Source organism: Nostoc sp. (genome assembly GCF_036919495.1).
Taxonomy (GTDB): Bacteria; Cyanobacteriota; Cyanobacteriia; order Cyanobacteriales; family Nostocaceae; genus Nostoc.
Genome location: NZ_JBALBZ010000123.1, coordinates 25,894 through 41,426 on the forward strand (window position 1 = coordinate 25,894; position 15,533 = coordinate 41,426).

The window sequence follows — 15,533 nt, forward strand, 5'->3', positions numbered from 1 at the left end:
ATTACTAATGACTGATTAACGGATTCCTAAGAGATAGCTAATAGCTTGAATCACACTCAAGTAGAAATTACCTTCTCTTTCGCGGAATAGTTGAAAAGCAGAATCAGGCGTGCCAAAAAATGGTCTGAGAGTCCATCCTAACTGACTACCGACGAAAGCGTAAAGAAATAGCCAAAATTGTAAAATCTTCTGGCGTGTCTTACTACCTTCATTATCTTGTTCTAAAACTAAACTTGTAGCCTGATATAAAGACGAAACACCAATAAATCCAGTTAATGCAAATATGAATACATTTAACAGAATTAAAAATTGGTAATTATTAGTGGTAATTAAGAAAAACAGTGTGATTGGTGCAAAGCTGAATAAAAGTACACTCGTAACTGAAACAGCAGTCAAGACTAACGCTAAATGCTGTCCAAATGTGCGCTTTGAACCAAAAATGACGTTAGCAAAGTACAACGTTGGAATACAAATTAGAAGCGTAATTAAATAAAGGGCTGGAAGTTTAATAGCGGAAGACAAAGCTTGCATCCAACTATGGTATGCACCAATGATTCCGCCATAAGCGGCGAGAAATAAGGAACTGCAAACTAGTAGAGAAATAATTTTATTTGGTAATCTCGTACCTTGGCGAACTTCTTCTAAAAATCCTTGGCGATCGCGCAGGAATCCAATCAGCACCGCAAAGTATTTGATTCCTAAAGATTTACGTTCAATCATGTTATCCTCACATAGCTAAAATTCTAAGTTTCATCTGAGTAATCATCGCCAGAACCATATTTCCAAGCATCAATCAAACGATGCCAATAATATTGTTGTTCTTTTGGTTGATTCTTAATCCATGTTTCTAACATTGGACTCAACCAAAACAAGGCAGTATATACACCTAAATTGCCATAATGCACCATCCAATCTAACAAACTTGCCAAACCTACTTGCGGAATTATCTTGGCAACTAATACCGGATGATCTAAACCAGTTTTTAACAGTGTTTTTGTTAGTGCCGAAAACTGCACTATATCCTGTAAAAATGGTTTTAGCACTGGTGTACCCAACTGTTGCATTTCCTCAAATACCGCCGAGAGTAGTTGATTAATTTGATCTGGGGCAATTTTCTGATTTACACCAACACTCATCGCCCTTTGAAATAACCAGGTAACAGTCAAACTTGGTTGATAGGGTTGCAGTAGTGCTAAGGCTTTTGCTGATAATTGTTCTGTTTCTAGCGCATCGTAAATGCCATAAGTTAAACGCTTCAGGTGACGCACCATTGCCCCAAAACCACCAAAACTCAAGGGAGATTGACTACCACTGCTATCTCCGGCTGGTAGAATGCGACTCCAAGGGGTTTTGATAGGGCTTTGGCGATAGGTGGGAAAGAAACCAAATAGCGATCGCTGAAATTTCAGTTCGCTCAACTCCACTCCCTGATATTCTGGTAAAAGACGCAGATATTCCTCAAATAGAGCTTCTAAACTTAAACGTTGGGGATCTGCATCCATATAAGTAAACAAGTAAGTTGTTCTGCCATCCCTGGCTGGAAAAGCTTCCCAGAAGTACTGACATTGATTTTGCAAAGGTGTGAATGATAATAACAAGTCACCTGAGTTATTTTCCGCAAAACCTTGGGCGCAACTTCCTACAACTAAGCACAGTGCGTCTGGTTTTTTGCCTTGACGTGCTTGTTGGCTGATGGGTGAAAGATGTCCCATTGCATCGATTAATAACCGAGTTTTAAATTGGTTATTTACCATCACCCCATCTGGATGAACTACCGCTTCAGTAAAGGGTGTGTTTTCTAACAACTTTCCACCTGCGGCGAGAAATCGCGTTTTCAAAGTAGCTAGTAGATAAACTGGATCTACACCAATATTCAAAACATCCTCTACCCAAACTTCTGTACCGCCAGCAAAACTAACTCGCGCTGGGTTATATTGAGTTGCGATCGCACTCTCTAATTCTTCCTCAGTCAGCAAGTTTAATTCCACAAACACATCTAATTCTTTGCGAGAAATATTCCACTCTTGCTCCCTCCCCCGCAAAATACCCCGTTCCATCAACGCCACCCGCAGTCCCTTCACCGCTAAGGCGCAACCAATTAAAATACCTAAAGTACCACCGCAGATAAGCAAATCGTTGTCTACAACGCCTAAAAGCTGTTGATTTTCTTTAACTAACGTTGGTACTGGTGCGGAGTTTTCGCGCAGAGATGTTAAGATGCGATCGCTTTGGCGCAATCCTGCTAAAACATCGCCGGGTAATTGAGAAAGAATTTCTTCGGTTAAAGACATTTTGGAAAACTCAACTCTACATTCCAAAATTACCTGAGAATGAAGAAACTAGCTGAATAAAAAGACCTCTCCCTGGTTTTACTACCTAAAAACGTCCGTCTCCGAGTCGGCTACGCAGCGTACAGACAAGTCTGAAATAGCTGATTAACCAGCGTTTTACCCCACCCTAACCCTCCCCTTGTAAAGGGGAGGGAACTAGATTTTCCCCCCTTTACAAGGGGGGATTAAGGGGGGTAATTCGACTTTTGAGTCAAGGGAAAGAATTGAGCTTTAAGTCAAGGGAAAGAATTGAGCTTTAATTTAAGCTAGGAGAGGTTTGTCTAACTCACGTTAAATTATCCCAAACCGAATAATTTAGAAATGGCAGGCAATAATTTATTACCGGCTTCAACCAGGTAAGCCTGTAAATATCCCTTTCAACATAGTGATTACTGTAGGTTCTGTTGGGCTAGATGTTTTTGTCTCATTAGTTTATTAATTATTCTCCTTTCCTCAAGTTCCCTTTCCCCAACCACAGAATCCAGATACCCTCTTGTTTTTTATCCTCATCTATGCAAACCTCATAGTATATTACGGTAAATCGATAGATTTGTCGTAGAATTTAAAAATAAAGTTTTAGTGCTTACTACAAAGGTTCTAGAAAACTATGTCTGAACCACGCTATGGGATTTGGATTCCTGTTTACGGCAACTGCGGTGTGATGAACCATCCTCTAGAACCTCGTGATGCTAGTTACTCACGAGCCAAGAATTTAATTCAGTTGGCCGAAAGGTGCGGGTTTACCACAACTTTAATAGCGCAACATATCATCAATCCCAGGAACCAAGAACTTGACCAACTAGAAACCTGGACAGCAGCAGCAGCGCTGGCAGAAGCAACAAACTCTATCGAAATTATTGCAGCTGTTAAGCCATTATTGTTTCATCCCACCGTCTTAGCAAAGATGGCCTTAGGCATTGATGCAATTAGTGGTGGACGTTTTGCGATTAACTTAGTAAGTGCCTGGTTCAAGCCAGAAATGGAAAAATCAGGGATAAATTTCCTTACCCACGATGAGCGTTATCGCTATTCAGATGAATGGATTAGGGTCGTAAGAGCTTTGTGGAGTGGAGAAAAAGTCAACTTCAACGGTGAATATTTTCAGATCGATGATTTGAAGCTCAATCCTCCACCTATAGCCAAACCACACCCGCGTGTATATGTAGGAGGAGAGTCAGAACCAGCCCAAGAACTAGCCGCAAAAGAAGCCCATACATTTTTCCTAAATGGTCGTCCGATTGAAGTCATCCGCGAAACCATTGTGGCTGTTACTCAAAAAACTAAGTTTCGTTCTCAACCTCTGGGCTTTGCTATGTCAGCTTTTGTAATTACTCGACCAACAGACGCAGAGGCACAAGCAGAATATCAAAACCTTAGAGCAATGGTACTAGCACAAGACGATCGCTCAGAATTACTCAAAGGAGTAGATTCTGAAGTAGTTATGTTCAAAAACATGGCTAAGTACCCTGGTGTGGGGAGCAATGGCGGTACAGCAGCAGGATTGGTTGGTAGCTATGAAACTGTAGCCCATCAGATTGCTGAATTTACCAAAGTAGGAATTGGTACTTTCATGCTGCAATTCCAGCCTTTTGCCACAGAAATGGAGCGTTTTGCTGCCGAAATCATACCAAGAGTGCGAGCGTTAACAGTAGATAGTGAAGGGATGTCTGCGACGGGCTGCGCCTACACTAACTTGAAAATAGGGGCTAGAGGCTAAGAATTTTAGATTTTGGACTTTCCTACAGAACGCTACGCTCAGTCGAACGATTTTAGATTTTGGATAAAATTGTTCTCCACTACCCAAAGGAAACTTTATGACAGCAATACTTACTCGTCCAGCTTGGATTACTGATTTAGAACTGGAAATTTTTGACAAACTACTTGATAACGTATGCCCCTCACATTCCGAAAAAGCGATGCCTGCGGCGGGCTACGCCTACGCAAGAATCTAGACCACCAGAAACTGATGAGGAAAGAGAAAATTTTTACCGAACCGCCGAGAACATCCTCTCTGCAAGATGCTTCCGCCAACGCGAAGCGTCTCGAAGAGAAGGACGCAGAGAAAAGAAATAAATGCTTAACTGAACCGTATTGCATTGTATTGGGGAATAAGAATTGGGAATAAAATCAAAATTAAATCTGATCTTCTCAATTACATAATTTTCTTTCTAACCTTTATTAAAAATTACTAACTATTATGTTTTATCCAAAGTTTGAGCAATGCTATTGTATCCTAACAATAGGGTTAGCGATCGCATCTATTTTTTCGCCAGTTGTACACCAAAACAAAATTAATCTACGGGTCAATTAGTCAGTCAATAAACTAGTACAATCAAAAGTAAACGATCCCAATATCCAAAGACTAAATCAATTGGTTGTCAATCCCAAATTGAAGGCTTATATCAATAATTACTTAAAGAGGACGATCGCACCTGTATTTTAAATCTTGATACGGAGGACTAATGAGTAAATCGAAGCAATTAAAACTAGGTGCGTTTATGCGCCCAGTAAGCATACATACAGGCGCTTGGCGCTATCCTGGGGCTTTGCCTGACGCTAATTTTAACTTTCCAGCACTGAAACGATTCATCCAGAAACTAGAGCAAGGCAAGTTTGACGCATTCTTCATGGCTGACCACCTAGCGGTGCTGAATATGCCAGTTAACGCTCTGAAACGCAGCCATACTGTCACCTCTTTCGAGCCTTTTACCCTGCTTTCTGCCCTCGCCAGCGTCACCGAACACATTGGGCTGGTAGCCACCGCTTCCACGACCTATGACCAGCCTTACCACATCGCTCGCCGCTTCGCGTCTCTTGACCATATTAGTGACGGTCGCGCTGGCTGGAACATCGTCACCACAGCCAATCCAGACGCAGCACTCAACTTTGGATTAGAAGAAGAAATAGAGCATGATGAACGCTATCGGCGGGCTAGAGAATTTTATGATGTCGTCACGGGTCTTTGGGATTCTTTTGCTGACGATGCCTTCATTCGAGACGTGGAAGCAGGAATTTATTTCGACCCTGCAAAGCTTCACGTTCTGAATCATCAGGGAAAATATCTCTCGGTGCGAGGGCCATTGAACATCGCCAGACCTGTTCAAGGCTGGCCGGTAATCGTTCAGGCAGGCGCATCCGAAGCCGGACGGCAATTAGCTGCCGAAACCGCCGAGGCTGTGTTTGCACCTGCTAGTAATCTGGAAGCTGGCAAAGCTTTATTTGCAGACATTAAGGCACGGGCGCAGGCGATTGGACGTGACCCAGACAGCATAAAAATCCTTCCAGGTGCTTTAGTCATCGTGGGGGAAACCGTCGCCGAGGCACATGCCAAGCGTCTTCATTTGGACAGCCTAGTACATTATGACAGTGGTATTGCCAGCCTCAATAGTGCGCTTGGCTACGATGTTTCGGCTTTTGACCCAGATGGCCCCTTGCCAGAAATCCCACCGAATAACGCTGGTCATTCTTCACGAGAAAGAGTAATAGCCTTAGCGCAACGTGAGAACTTGACTATTCGACAACTAGCACAACGCATTGGCAGTTACGGCGGACTGGCCTTTGTCGGCACGCCCCAAAGCATCGCCGATGAGATGGAGCAATGGCTGCTTGAGGAAGGCTCTGACGGTTTCAACATCATGTTCCCTTTTCTTCCTGAAGGATTGAATGATTTTGTCGATAAAGTTGTGCCAGAACTCCAACGGCGTGGGATTTTCCGCAAAGAGTATGAAGGTAAGACGCTGCGCGAAAATCTCGGACTGGCACGCCCTGCAAATCGCTTCTTCCAGACTAGTTTGGTGTAAGCTGCGATCTCAGTATGCTATGAGCCTCCTTTGCGTGAGCAGGAAGTCCCTAATAAAATAAGTGAGATTGAGCAAACAGGTTTGTTTGGTGAAGTGGTCTATCGCTCTTATCGATGGGATGCAACATATAACAGTGCAAGTTATCTCAACCTCATTAAATTTGGAAACATTCTTCAACTTTGTAGTGCTAAAGTCGCATCACCCAGAAATAGCAATTGCCTCACCACTCACCAAGATAGATTTTCCACAGTATATTCGGAGATAGAAACTAATGATTAAGAGTCCAGAGAAACTTGCAGATACAACAATTCAGTTTTCGGCTCCTGTAAGAGCAAACTCGCCGGAACTCCAGCAGCTTTTTGATTTTATTGCTCTGGGGGCAAGTGAGCGCGATCGCGATCGCATCCTTCCTTATAATGTGGTTGAATTGATCCGGCATTCTCGGTTGGGTGCATTGCGAATCCCTGTTGCCGAAGGTGGTGGTGGTAGCACCGCGCGCGAACTATTCGAGGTCGTGATTCGGCTGGGGAATGCTGATCCAAACGTGGCTCACATTGTGCGGAATCATTTCTCTGTTACAGAGCGAATTTTGCGTTCTGAGCGCACCCAAAGGAATCGTCGCTGGCTCAAAGCCGTCGTCGATGGCGCGATTATTGGACTCGCTTCGACTGAACTAGAAGCCAAGCGTTCAGGTGGTCGCCAAGTCGTGAATACAAAATTAACACCTGATGGCGACGGCTATCGTTTGAATGGAACGAAATATTACAGCACTGGCAGCCTTTACGCAGACTTGATTTTTGTGCGTGTGTTAGCACCAGATGGCTCTACAGCGTTTATACTCATTCCTACTAACCGCGAGGGCCTTGAACTGGTGGACGACTGGGACGGCTTTGGACAAAGACTGACAGGTACGGGAACGACCACCTTCACGAATCTCCGTGTAGAGGCTGAAGAAGTAATTTTTGAGACAGATACAGACAAAAACGACTTGCCGTACAACATCGTCCCGCAATTATTCCTGACTGCCATCAACGCCGGTATTATTCGCAGCGTTCTACATGATGCTACAGCCCTCATCCGTAACAGACCCCGGACTTTCTACCATGCCGTATCCGAGCAAGCCTCAGAAGACCCAATCTTGCAGCAGACTGTCGGGCAGATTGCCGCCAATGCCTTTGCGGCCGAAGCGATCGTCTTGGCGGCAGCTGATGGTCTCGATCGCCTCCCTACTGGCCAAGCTCAGGGTGAAGAGGCAGAGACGGCTGCGGCACTAGCAACTTCTCTAAGTGCATCCAAAGCCAAATTGATTGTTGATGATTTGGCTCTACGTTCGGCTACCTTGTTGTTTGAAGTTGGTGGGGCTTCTACAACAAAGAAAAGCTCCAACTTTGATCGTCATTGGCGCAATGCCCGTACCTTATCCTCACACAACCCAAATCACTTTAAGGCTCGTGCGATCGGCGACTACGAGATCAATGGTACACCATTACCGCAGAGAGGATTCTTTTAATTCTGTTCAAATCCCTGACTTCTAGTGGTCTGGCAACTCAACAATCCTTGGTGAATCAACTTTTCGATTTCTCTTCTTTCCTTCTTCCTTCTCTACGAGACGCGAAGACGCAAACGTGTACTTTGCGTACTTTGCGGTTCGTTCCTTTTCCTGTGAAAGTTAGGTTGCTAGACTACTAACTTGGAGAGATAACTTGTTGTATCTATGGTTTTTTTGCAGTTTATTTTCTCACTACTTGAGTGTAGCTTCACATAGAAATACCTGCGCTAAATTCTCATAGTCAAAGATAAAGAAATATTGATTATATTTGAACAGCCCATCAAAAGGTGGTATCTTTTCTCTGAATACTACTGCAAATCGATCGAATTACTGTATTTACTTCGTTATCATCATAGATATAGCTGCTTAAACTCCTAAAAGTTGATATCAAGGATTCAATTGTGGTGAATTATTTAAAAGAACACCGCTTTCAATATAAACAAAAATGTTCTGATAGTAAGAACATTGCGATCGCAATGTCTTTTATTGCTTTTATAGCTTCTGGTTGCAGTCAACAAACAGCTATCAATGCCACAGCTAACTCAGATTCCTCCTCAAACACTGTCACTACCAAAACTACAGAGAAAAACAATGTGATTCGTTTGGGCTACCAAAAAGGGGGGATTATTCCCATTGCACGTCAACGAGGTGAGTTAGAGCGTAAGTTAGCGACGCAAAATATTAAAGTTGAATGGAGTGGACCATTTGACCGTTGCGCTACGCTTTTAAGTTCTCTCAATGGTAATCGGGCAGATATTGGTGGATGTGGTGATATTCCTTCCATTTCTGGAATTGCTGCGGGACAACCTCTTTGTATTGGCTCTGTACAGCGTCCTAGTCCAGATTCTTTGAGTAATGCCATCTTAGTTCGTGGTGATTCTCCCATTCGTAAACCGGCTGATTTAGTAGGTAAAAAAGTTGCTGTTAATCAAGGTGGTGCAGGGGAATATCTATTATTAAAAGTTTTAGAAAAAGAAAATATTCCTTCATATAAAGTCCAGCGAGTTTATCTATCACCGAATGACGCTGCACCTGCTCTATTTCAAGGTTCTGTTGATGCCTGGGCAGTTTGGGAACCTTATATTTCCATTGCCCAATTAGAACATAAGGCGCGAAGAATCACTACTACACACCCTGCTCCTACCTACAGCATTATGGTTGTCCGTAGTGATGCAGCTAAAGAAAATCCTGTAGCAGTGAAAGCTGCTCTCACTGCTTTGAGTGAGGATGGTGAATGGTTAAATCAACATACTAATGCTGCATCAGATTTTCTAGTTAAAGAGCTAAAACTTTCTGATGGAGTAGCCAAGCAGGTAACTAAAAATCGAGGACCAGAGTCTTACGTATTTCCTAATACTGAAGATATCGCCAAGCTTCAGAAAACAGTTGACTGGTTATTGGAGCAAAAAATTATTCCGCAACGAGTAGATATTGCTACAGCTATGTGTCCGTTAGAAACTACCGCCGCTAGGTAGCAAAGATACAGTATTCGATCGATCTATCTTAATCCATGTCATGGGTAATGATACTGCTACTATTTGCGACATCATTATCATCTCGAACAAAAGAGTCTGCGGTCTTTACGCTCTGGATATTCCAATGTACTTATGAAACAAGAAAGAAAAAATCATGGCAAATTTCACTAGACCACAACCGCCAGTCTTTGAACGAGTTGAAGAAGAACGACTCTACCGCAAACAACGCCTTGCGGCTGCATTTCGGCTGTTTGCTCGTTTTGGCTTTAGTGAGGGAACAGCATATCCAAAAATTAACGTGTATACCAATAATTGGCTGCGGCAGAATTTTTTCTTCTCTCTGGGTTACTTGTTAGTAGCAACAACAGCTTGCTCAGAGGTTAAGTCTACCAGTCCGGCAACGAGCGCTGCTAATCCTAGTCCATCTAAAATTGCAGCGAATACAACTCAATTGCATGTTGCTAAATATAAAGGTGGCTGGGACTTAAATTTAAAGTTAGCTGGACTAGATAATTTCCCTTACACAACTCAATTTACTGAGTTTACCGGGGGTAATTTGATGGTACAGTCAATCAATGCTGGTGCGATTGACTTAGCCTCTGCTAGTGAAATTCCGCCGATTTTTGCGATTGAATCGAAAGCATCTGTAAAAATTATTGCCACTCTCAAAGGGCCGACGGTTGGTCAAGTTGTACTCGTACCCAAGAACTCGACTGCCAAAACGATCGCTGATCTCAAAGGTAAGAGAGTGGGTTACGTTAAAGCTACAACAGCCCACTACTTCCTGATTAAGATGTTGGAAAAAGTCGGGCTAACGATGAAGGATATCAATGCAATTCCTTTATCGATACCCGATGGACTTTCGGCTTTTCGTAAAGGACAGCTTGATGCTTGGGCTACCTACGGTTACTCCATCCCCCAAGCCGAAAAAGAAGGGGCGCGGGTGCTGGAATCTGCAAAAGATATTTTGAGTGGTAACTTCGTGATTATTGCTTCACCCAATGCAATCGCCGATCCGCAAAAGAAAGTTGTAATTGCTGATTTTCTCTGTCGTTTACAGAAATCTCAAACTTGGCGGGAATCTAATCTCAAGCAATGGTCGAAGAATTATGCAACTACCATTGATGTTGATGAAGGCATCGTTTATCAGGATGCCAAGCAAGGACAACAACAGCGTCGTCAAGAATTACTTCCTATTTCTGATGCAGCTATTGCTTCTGAGCAAAAGGTTGCTGATACCTTTTTTCAAGCGGGTGTAATTTCCACAAAAGTTGATGTAAAACAACTTTGGGACAGCAGTTTTAAGGAAGATATCGCCAAATGCCAATAATTGCAGCAAGAAGTAAAAAGCTAAATGTCAAAATCACCTTATTTTTAATAAGGGTAAAAATTATGTTTCATGGAATAGAAAGAGAATTATTAAATGGAGTACCTAAGACATCTCCAAAATAGTAACGTTCTGTGGTAAAAGAACATCAGAGAGCTTTTTTGACATAGAAATATGAGCAACATACTGAAACACATTGAAGAGAACAAGAAAGAAACAAAGCGGTTAATTGGTATGGAGTATGAACAGTTACAACAATTAATCCAAAATGCGGAGAATTTACACTATGAGAAACAAGCGTTGTTAGAATCTAAGAAAGTTAGAATTATTACTGGTGGTGGAGGTCGTAAACCAAAACTATCTATCAAAGAACAAATAATTTTAACCTTAGTATATCTGAGGCATCTGACAACTTTTCAACTTTTGGGTATCCAGTTTGGAGTCAGTGAGTCTACGGCAAATGATACATTTAACTATTGGTTGCCCCTTTTAAGAGAATTATTACCATCCAGTTTAATTGAACAAGTAAAAAAAAGAATCTGACTATGAATTAGTTAAAGAGATACTCACAGAGTATGAATTAATTGTAGATAGCTATGAGCAACTGAGGGAAAGACCTAGAGACAATAAAGAGCAAGAAGAATATTACTCAGGTAAGGCAAGTAAACATACATTTAAAAGTCAGATAATTATCCTGCCTAATGGTAGTGATATTGTTGATGTTGTGGCAGGAGAACCTGGGCCAAAAAGCGATATAACAATGTTTAGAGAAAATCGTGATAACTTTGACCCAAAACAAAGTTTTAAGGGAGATTTGGGTTATATAGGAGAAGATTTAATTGATACTCCGATTAAGAAACCAAGAAAGAAAGAGTTAACAACTGAACAGAAAACATCAAACAAGGAGTTTTCATCAAAACGAGTATTTGTTGAACATCGAATCCGCTCAGTAAAAATCTTTCGAGTTGTTCAAGACAGATTTAGGTTGAATCCTAAGAAGTATGAACAAGTTATCTTGACTATTTGTGGACTAGTAAGATTACGAATTGGAGCGCTAATATTACCAGTCGAAATATATCCTCTGCCGTCAGGCTAAAATTAATGCATATAACTACATATTTTTGCCTTGTTATTATCAGCAAGTATCTCAAATTCCTATTTTATCGTACTGATTAGCTAGTTTTTGATGTTTGCATCGACATCTTATAAACTAGCTACAGCAAAGCTTTGATAGTTTTCGGAGATGTCTCTTGGTTATTTGGGCAACAGTCTCAATTACCACATAATCTCCAATTAACAGATCGGCAAGAACATGAGATACGTGATATTTGGGAATTCCCGCCACAAGAATCTGCTGATCGTCAGCGTGTTACACGCTGACGTATCCGCTCAATAAATCGGGGCGAACTACCAGTTCAGGAACGAGTTTACGCCATTTGAGCCTTGTCAGTGAGGGATTTACCCCGGATTATTGAGCGGTTACTAAAGCCGTCGTAGAACGACGGGGTTTTAAACCCATTCTTCTGATAACTCTAAAGAAGCTTGCCAACAGCGCTGAATCTAGCCTGAAGTAGAGAATCAGGAGGCATCTTTATTCTGGCTCATGACTCCAGTGAAACTTAAACTGTAACCTTTTCAAGGCATTTTGTATCCCCGTAAGGTGAGTGCCTTACTGTTCCTTTATCAAGCAATTGTCGATAGCTGTTTTGCAAAATAGGCCTGGTAGAGTCCGTAACGGGGTAAGACACGATCGCCCTCAAAGCAAATTAATCCCAAACCTTCAAGCTTGTAAGTCTCAATAGGATTAAGAGAAATACCTTGCTTTGCTGCCAGAATTTCAGCATAAGTCTTTGCCAGTCTAGGATTTTCTTGCAGTTTTATCAACTGTCGCCATAAATGATCGCGGTAGATGCCACCATTGGCGATCGCTTCCTCTATTATTTCTTGCAGGGTCATTTCTTGAAACCTAAGATAGTACAAAGTAATCTGAATTAATGCTGGATGTCCCCCTACTAGTGACATTAGTTGGGCAAAATCTTTAGCTTTAAACGAGTCTAAACTATACCGCCTAGCTAAATCTTCTACTTGTGGTTGAGTAAAATCGTTCAGACGAATAGGTAGACCAATATTAAAAGGAGAGAGGTTAATATCCATAGAGATATAGTCTTCGGTTGAGTAAACCATTACTAACCTCAGCTTTTGCCAATTAGGATTGTGTCGTGCTTCCTCACACCATGACCTCAACAAAGCAAAAAACTCTTGACAAATGTGAGGATATTGAAAAAAACGGTCAATTTCATTCAACACTAAAACCACTGGGCTTTGACATTGCTCGAGTAAATAGTTTTCTAAATAGAAGCCGCTACTCAAGTTGTAACCAATTTCTTCATTCCACTTTTCCTTGAGGTTGGGGTCAATACCTAACCCTGTTGCAATTTTCCAGCAAAGACGACGCAACAGTTTATTTAAATCAGTTAGACACTCACTATCGAATTGGTAGCAATTCAGATTCACAGTCTGATATCCAAGTTTCTGTGCAAAGGCACAAAGCCGCAACACAAGAGAACTTTTACCCATCTGTTTGGGAGACCTAATCCGAATCACGCAGCCACTAGTAGTTATTTCTCGATAAACTTTTCTCTCTAGTGAAGGACGTTCAATATAAAAGTGAGAATCTAAAGGTACGGGGCCATCCGGGTATGACCAAAGATTTTCTATCTGTTCAGTTTGTGTATGATGTTCTTCGATAAATAAGGTTAATTCGGAACGTTGAGATAAATCTTTTTCTACATTTGCAATGGACAATAACTTAGATGTTTCAGTCTCATTTGCTTTGTTGACTATGGTGTAGTCTTCACTGTGTAATTCTAGATTAAAAGCGCTAAAGCAGAGTTTTATAGTTTTTTGATCTACACTTTCATTTAAAGACCATAATTTACTCAAAGTTCTAGTAGAAACATGAATGCGCGAACTTATTTCTTCTAAACTCAAGTGTTCGCCTTTATTTTCTACTATCTCCACAGAAAGAATTGCTGATTGCAACCGTTTAATTCCTATGGAAGTTAGTACAACTCCTCGTTGACGTTTAGTTTTATACATTTGTAGTTCAAGTATTTATTAAACACGAGTGTCGCGAGCAACTTTTTTTCTATTAGTATACTGAAAGCAAGATTGAATTTAGTAATTTTTGATACACTCCTATTTCAATGTTTTTGAAATTAATTAGAACTCTAATAAACTAAGTTACATTATACTAGCTTGATAGTAAACACTGATATCAATTATCTATTTTCCCTACTTTTCCTACTTTTCCTACTTTTTCACTCGCTGTTTTGATGGTTGGCTTGCAAAAAACTCTCTGAAGAAATGAAGACCTTGTATTTACCTGAATTTGACAAATGTGATTAAATAATGTAACATTTTTAACCTGTATAATTTATTACTTTTGTTGGTGTGTAGCAAAAATATTATCGCTTTAGTAAAACTCTAAATACTAAGTATTAATAGTTGTGGAACTACTTATAATCAAGACTTGGTTGAATACTTGGCAGAAATTATGCACAAGCAAAGTCCAAAGATATACGACTAGATGATGTATGATTTGGTGCAATTTATACTTATTTACCAGGCAAGCAATGCAGAACTTATCTAATATCATGTCCGGCTGATTAGTTATGATTCCCGAACCTGTGCAAAAACTTGAAAATTCTTTCTCCCCTTGCTCCCTGCTCCCTTGAAGTCTTAATGAGAAATACTTTAACCGGACACGATATAACAGATGTATTCTGATTACTAGCTCCTATCAATAAAAGGGAAGATTTTCTAACTGTTTTGATATCCATTGAGTAGTGAAAACACTCCGGTAAATCGGATTTTTAACTCTCAGATAGCCATTATAATTTTGCACCAAACCAGATAGCAACAGTTCTGTCTGTTCTTGACTATTATCGGCTGGTATCAAGTTCTCTATCGGGTTTCTATTCCTTAGTTTCTCTACTTGTAACACCTGTAGATAAATATTTAATAACTTTCCTGCTTTGTATTTGTCAAAAAGTAGGCGATCTCTTATGGTACGGAGATGTTCGGGTTCATCTTGAAATTCCCAATGTTGAATAATGCGCGATCGCACCAATTGTTCTACCCAATATCCTTCAGTACCGTTCGGTATGGTAATCGTTTCCTTATAACTTTCTAAGGCAACTTGCACAACTAACTGACAAAGCTTTTGCGTGAGAAACGGCTGTCCTCTTGTCCAATGAATAATATACGCCAATATAGCTTGTGGCTGGCTGATTACTTCTTCTAGACCTTCAAGTAGGGGCATAGCTTCATGTAATTGAAAGTCACATAACTTAATTGCTTGACCAATGTTAAAGGGAGTTCGATGTCGATCGGCAATTAAGTTAGATGGACTGGCTACACCAAACAAAGCAAAACCCAAACGTTGAAAACTTGGGTTATGTGCTTGCTGCTCATAACAGTAACGAATCCAGATAAAAAAATCGTTAATCGGAAAATTCAAACTTACTAAGCTATTAATATTGTCGATAAAGATAAAAATACGATTATTTTGAACTTTTCTCAGCAACACCTGTTCAACAAATTGATAAAGTCGTTCTATAGGATCAAGTTCTGATTGTTGCTCCCACCAACTTTCAAAGTTGATCTGTTCTCTCAGATTTAATTTGTGAAACAGGCTGAAAATAATGCCTTTATACCATTGTATAGGTGTAATTTTATTAGCACCTAATAGAGCTAAATTCAGATAAACACATATATTATTTTCTTTTTCTAAATGATGAATAGTCCGGTGTATTAGAGATGATTTTCCTGTTTGGTGGGAATTGAAGACATAACAAAAATCTCCTGTTTTTAATCCAGTATAAAGTTGTCTGTCTGCTTGACGGACAATATATGTAGAGTCATCATACTTCAGGCTACCACCGACCTGATATTTCATAGTCAAGTCAATTCCCATAAATAGGGATACTTCTACTTTTGTAACTGATACTATATTTAAACACAACAATATTCTGATAGACTTTAACTATG

The 15,533-nt window shown here is 40.7% G+C and carries 13 protein-coding genes and 1 pseudogene; 10 read left to right on the forward strand and 4 right to left on the reverse strand.

Features of this window, described 5'->3' with window-relative positions:
• Nucleotides 1-15 precede the first annotated feature (15 nt).
• Both V7K25_RS16870 and V7K25_RS16875 read right to left on the reverse strand, forming a co-directional pair.
• A complete protein-coding gene (locus V7K25_RS16870) occupies nucleotides 16-720 on the reverse strand; it encodes an actin-binding WH2 domain-containing protein (RefSeq protein WP_335159691.1) in 705 nt (234 codons plus the stop codon).
• 23 nt (nucleotides 721-743) lie between these two features.
• Complete coding sequence (locus V7K25_RS16875; RefSeq protein ID WP_335159692.1) at nucleotides 744-2,291, reverse strand: FAD-binding oxidoreductase; 1,548 nt, start codon at nucleotides 2,289-2,291, stop codon at nucleotides 744-746.
• Between the two features lie 646 nt (nucleotides 2,292-2,937).
• Here V7K25_RS16875 and V7K25_RS16880 point away from each other — a divergent pair.
• The 10 genes and pseudogenes from V7K25_RS16880 to V7K25_RS16920 all read left to right on the forward strand — a co-directional run bounded on the left by V7K25_RS16880 (nucleotide 2,938) and on the right by V7K25_RS16920 (nucleotide 11,861).
• Entirely contained in the window at nucleotides 2,938-4,047 is a 1,110-nt protein-coding gene (locus tag V7K25_RS16880; RefSeq protein WP_335159693.1) for an LLM class flavin-dependent oxidoreductase, read from the forward strand.
• A 97-nt stretch (nucleotides 4,048-4,144) separates the two neighbouring features.
• A complete protein-coding gene (locus tag V7K25_RS16885) occupies nucleotides 4,145-4,282 on the forward strand; it encodes a hypothetical protein (protein WP_335159694.1) in 138 nt (45 codons plus the stop codon).
• 510 nt (nucleotides 4,283-4,792) lie between these two features.
• Nucleotides 4,793-6,130 carry an LLM class flavin-dependent oxidoreductase gene (locus tag V7K25_RS16890; protein WP_335159695.1) on the forward strand — a complete coding sequence of 446 codons (1,338 nt, stop codon included), beginning with the start codon at nucleotides 4,793-4,795 and terminating at the stop codon, nucleotides 6,128-6,130.
• Nucleotides 6,131-6,401: 271 nt separating this feature from the next.
• A complete protein-coding gene (locus V7K25_RS16895) occupies nucleotides 6,402-7,640 on the forward strand; it encodes an acyl-CoA dehydrogenase family protein (protein WP_335159696.1) in 1,239 nt (412 codons plus the stop codon).
• Between the two features lie 440 nt (nucleotides 7,641-8,080).
• Nucleotides 8,081-9,154, forward strand: a complete 1,074-nt coding sequence (locus V7K25_RS16900; protein WP_335159697.1) for an aliphatic sulfonate ABC transporter substrate-binding protein — start codon at nucleotides 8,081-8,083, stop codon at nucleotides 9,152-9,154.
• Nucleotides 9,155-9,308: 154 nt separating this feature from the next.
• A pseudogene (locus V7K25_RS31645) lies at nucleotides 9,309-9,437 on the forward strand (class II aldolase/adducin family protein); the annotation flags it as partial.
• A gap of 15 nt (nucleotides 9,438-9,452) precedes the next feature.
• Nucleotides 9,453-10,484: an ABC transporter substrate-binding protein gene (locus tag V7K25_RS16905; RefSeq protein ID WP_442948094.1), complete on the forward strand. Its 1,032-nt coding sequence runs from the start codon at nucleotides 9,453-9,455 to the stop codon at nucleotides 10,482-10,484.
• 171 nt (nucleotides 10,485-10,655) lie between these two features.
• Nucleotides 10,656-11,024 carry a helix-turn-helix domain-containing protein gene (locus V7K25_RS16910; protein ID WP_335159699.1) on the forward strand — a complete coding sequence of 123 codons (369 nt, stop codon included), beginning with the start codon at nucleotides 10,656-10,658 and terminating at the stop codon, nucleotides 11,022-11,024.
• Nucleotides 11,025-11,085: 61 nt separating this feature from the next.
• Nucleotides 11,086-11,577 carry an HARBI1 family protein gene (locus V7K25_RS16915; protein ID WP_335159727.1) on the forward strand — a complete coding sequence of 164 codons (492 nt, stop codon included), beginning with the start codon at nucleotides 11,086-11,088 and terminating at the stop codon, nucleotides 11,575-11,577.
• Nucleotides 11,578-11,708: 131 nt separating this feature from the next.
• Nucleotides 11,709-11,861, forward strand: coding sequence for a hypothetical protein (locus V7K25_RS16920; RefSeq protein ID WP_335159700.1), 153 nt, complete (start codon nucleotides 11,709-11,711; stop codon nucleotides 11,859-11,861).
• Between the two features lie 303 nt (nucleotides 11,862-12,164).
• On the opposite strand, the gene V7K25_RS16925 is transcribed toward V7K25_RS16920, so the two are convergent.
• Nucleotides 12,165-13,580 carry an AAA-like domain-containing protein gene (locus V7K25_RS16925; RefSeq protein WP_335159701.1) on the reverse strand — a complete coding sequence of 472 codons (1,416 nt, stop codon included), beginning with the start codon at nucleotides 13,578-13,580 and terminating at the stop codon, nucleotides 12,165-12,167.
• A gap of 703 nt (nucleotides 13,581-14,283) precedes the next feature.
• Nucleotides 14,284-15,441: an AAA-like domain-containing protein gene (locus V7K25_RS16930; protein ID WP_335159702.1), complete on the reverse strand. Its 1,158-nt coding sequence runs from the start codon at nucleotides 15,439-15,441 to the stop codon at nucleotides 14,284-14,286.
• Nucleotides 15,442-15,533: the final 92 nt, after the last annotated feature.

What these genes read in the sequence shown, in the direction of transcription:
- V7K25_RS16870 (WP_335159691.1), bottom strand. Translation starts at nt 720, where the DNA reads ATGATTGAACGTAAATCTTTAGGAATCAAATACTTTGCGGTGCTGATT.
- V7K25_RS16875 (WP_335159692.1), bottom strand. Translation starts at nt 2,291, where the DNA reads ATGTCTTTAACCGAAGAAATTCTTTCTCAATTACCCGGCGATGTTTTA.
- V7K25_RS16880 (WP_335159693.1), top strand. Translation starts at nt 2,938, where the DNA reads ATGTCTGAACCACGCTATGGGATTTGGATTCCTGTTTACGGCAACTGC.
- V7K25_RS16885 (WP_335159694.1), top strand. Translation starts at nt 4,145, where the DNA reads ATGACAGCAATACTTACTCGTCCAGCTTGGATTACTGATTTAGAACTG.
- V7K25_RS16890 (WP_335159695.1), top strand. Translation starts at nt 4,793, where the DNA reads ATGAGTAAATCGAAGCAATTAAAACTAGGTGCGTTTATGCGCCCAGTA.
- V7K25_RS16895 (WP_335159696.1), top strand. Translation starts at nt 6,402, where the DNA reads ATGATTAAGAGTCCAGAGAAACTTGCAGATACAACAATTCAGTTTTCG.
- V7K25_RS16910 (WP_335159699.1), top strand. Translation starts at nt 10,656, where the DNA reads ATGAGCAACATACTGAAACACATTGAAGAGAACAAGAAAGAAACAAAG.
- V7K25_RS16925 (WP_335159701.1), bottom strand. Translation starts at nt 13,580, where the DNA reads ATGTATAAAACTAAACGTCAACGAGGAGTTGTACTAACTTCCATAGGA.
- V7K25_RS16930 (WP_335159702.1), bottom strand. Translation starts at nt 15,441, where the DNA reads ATGAAATATCAGGTCGGTGGTAGCCTGAAGTATGATGACTCTACATAT.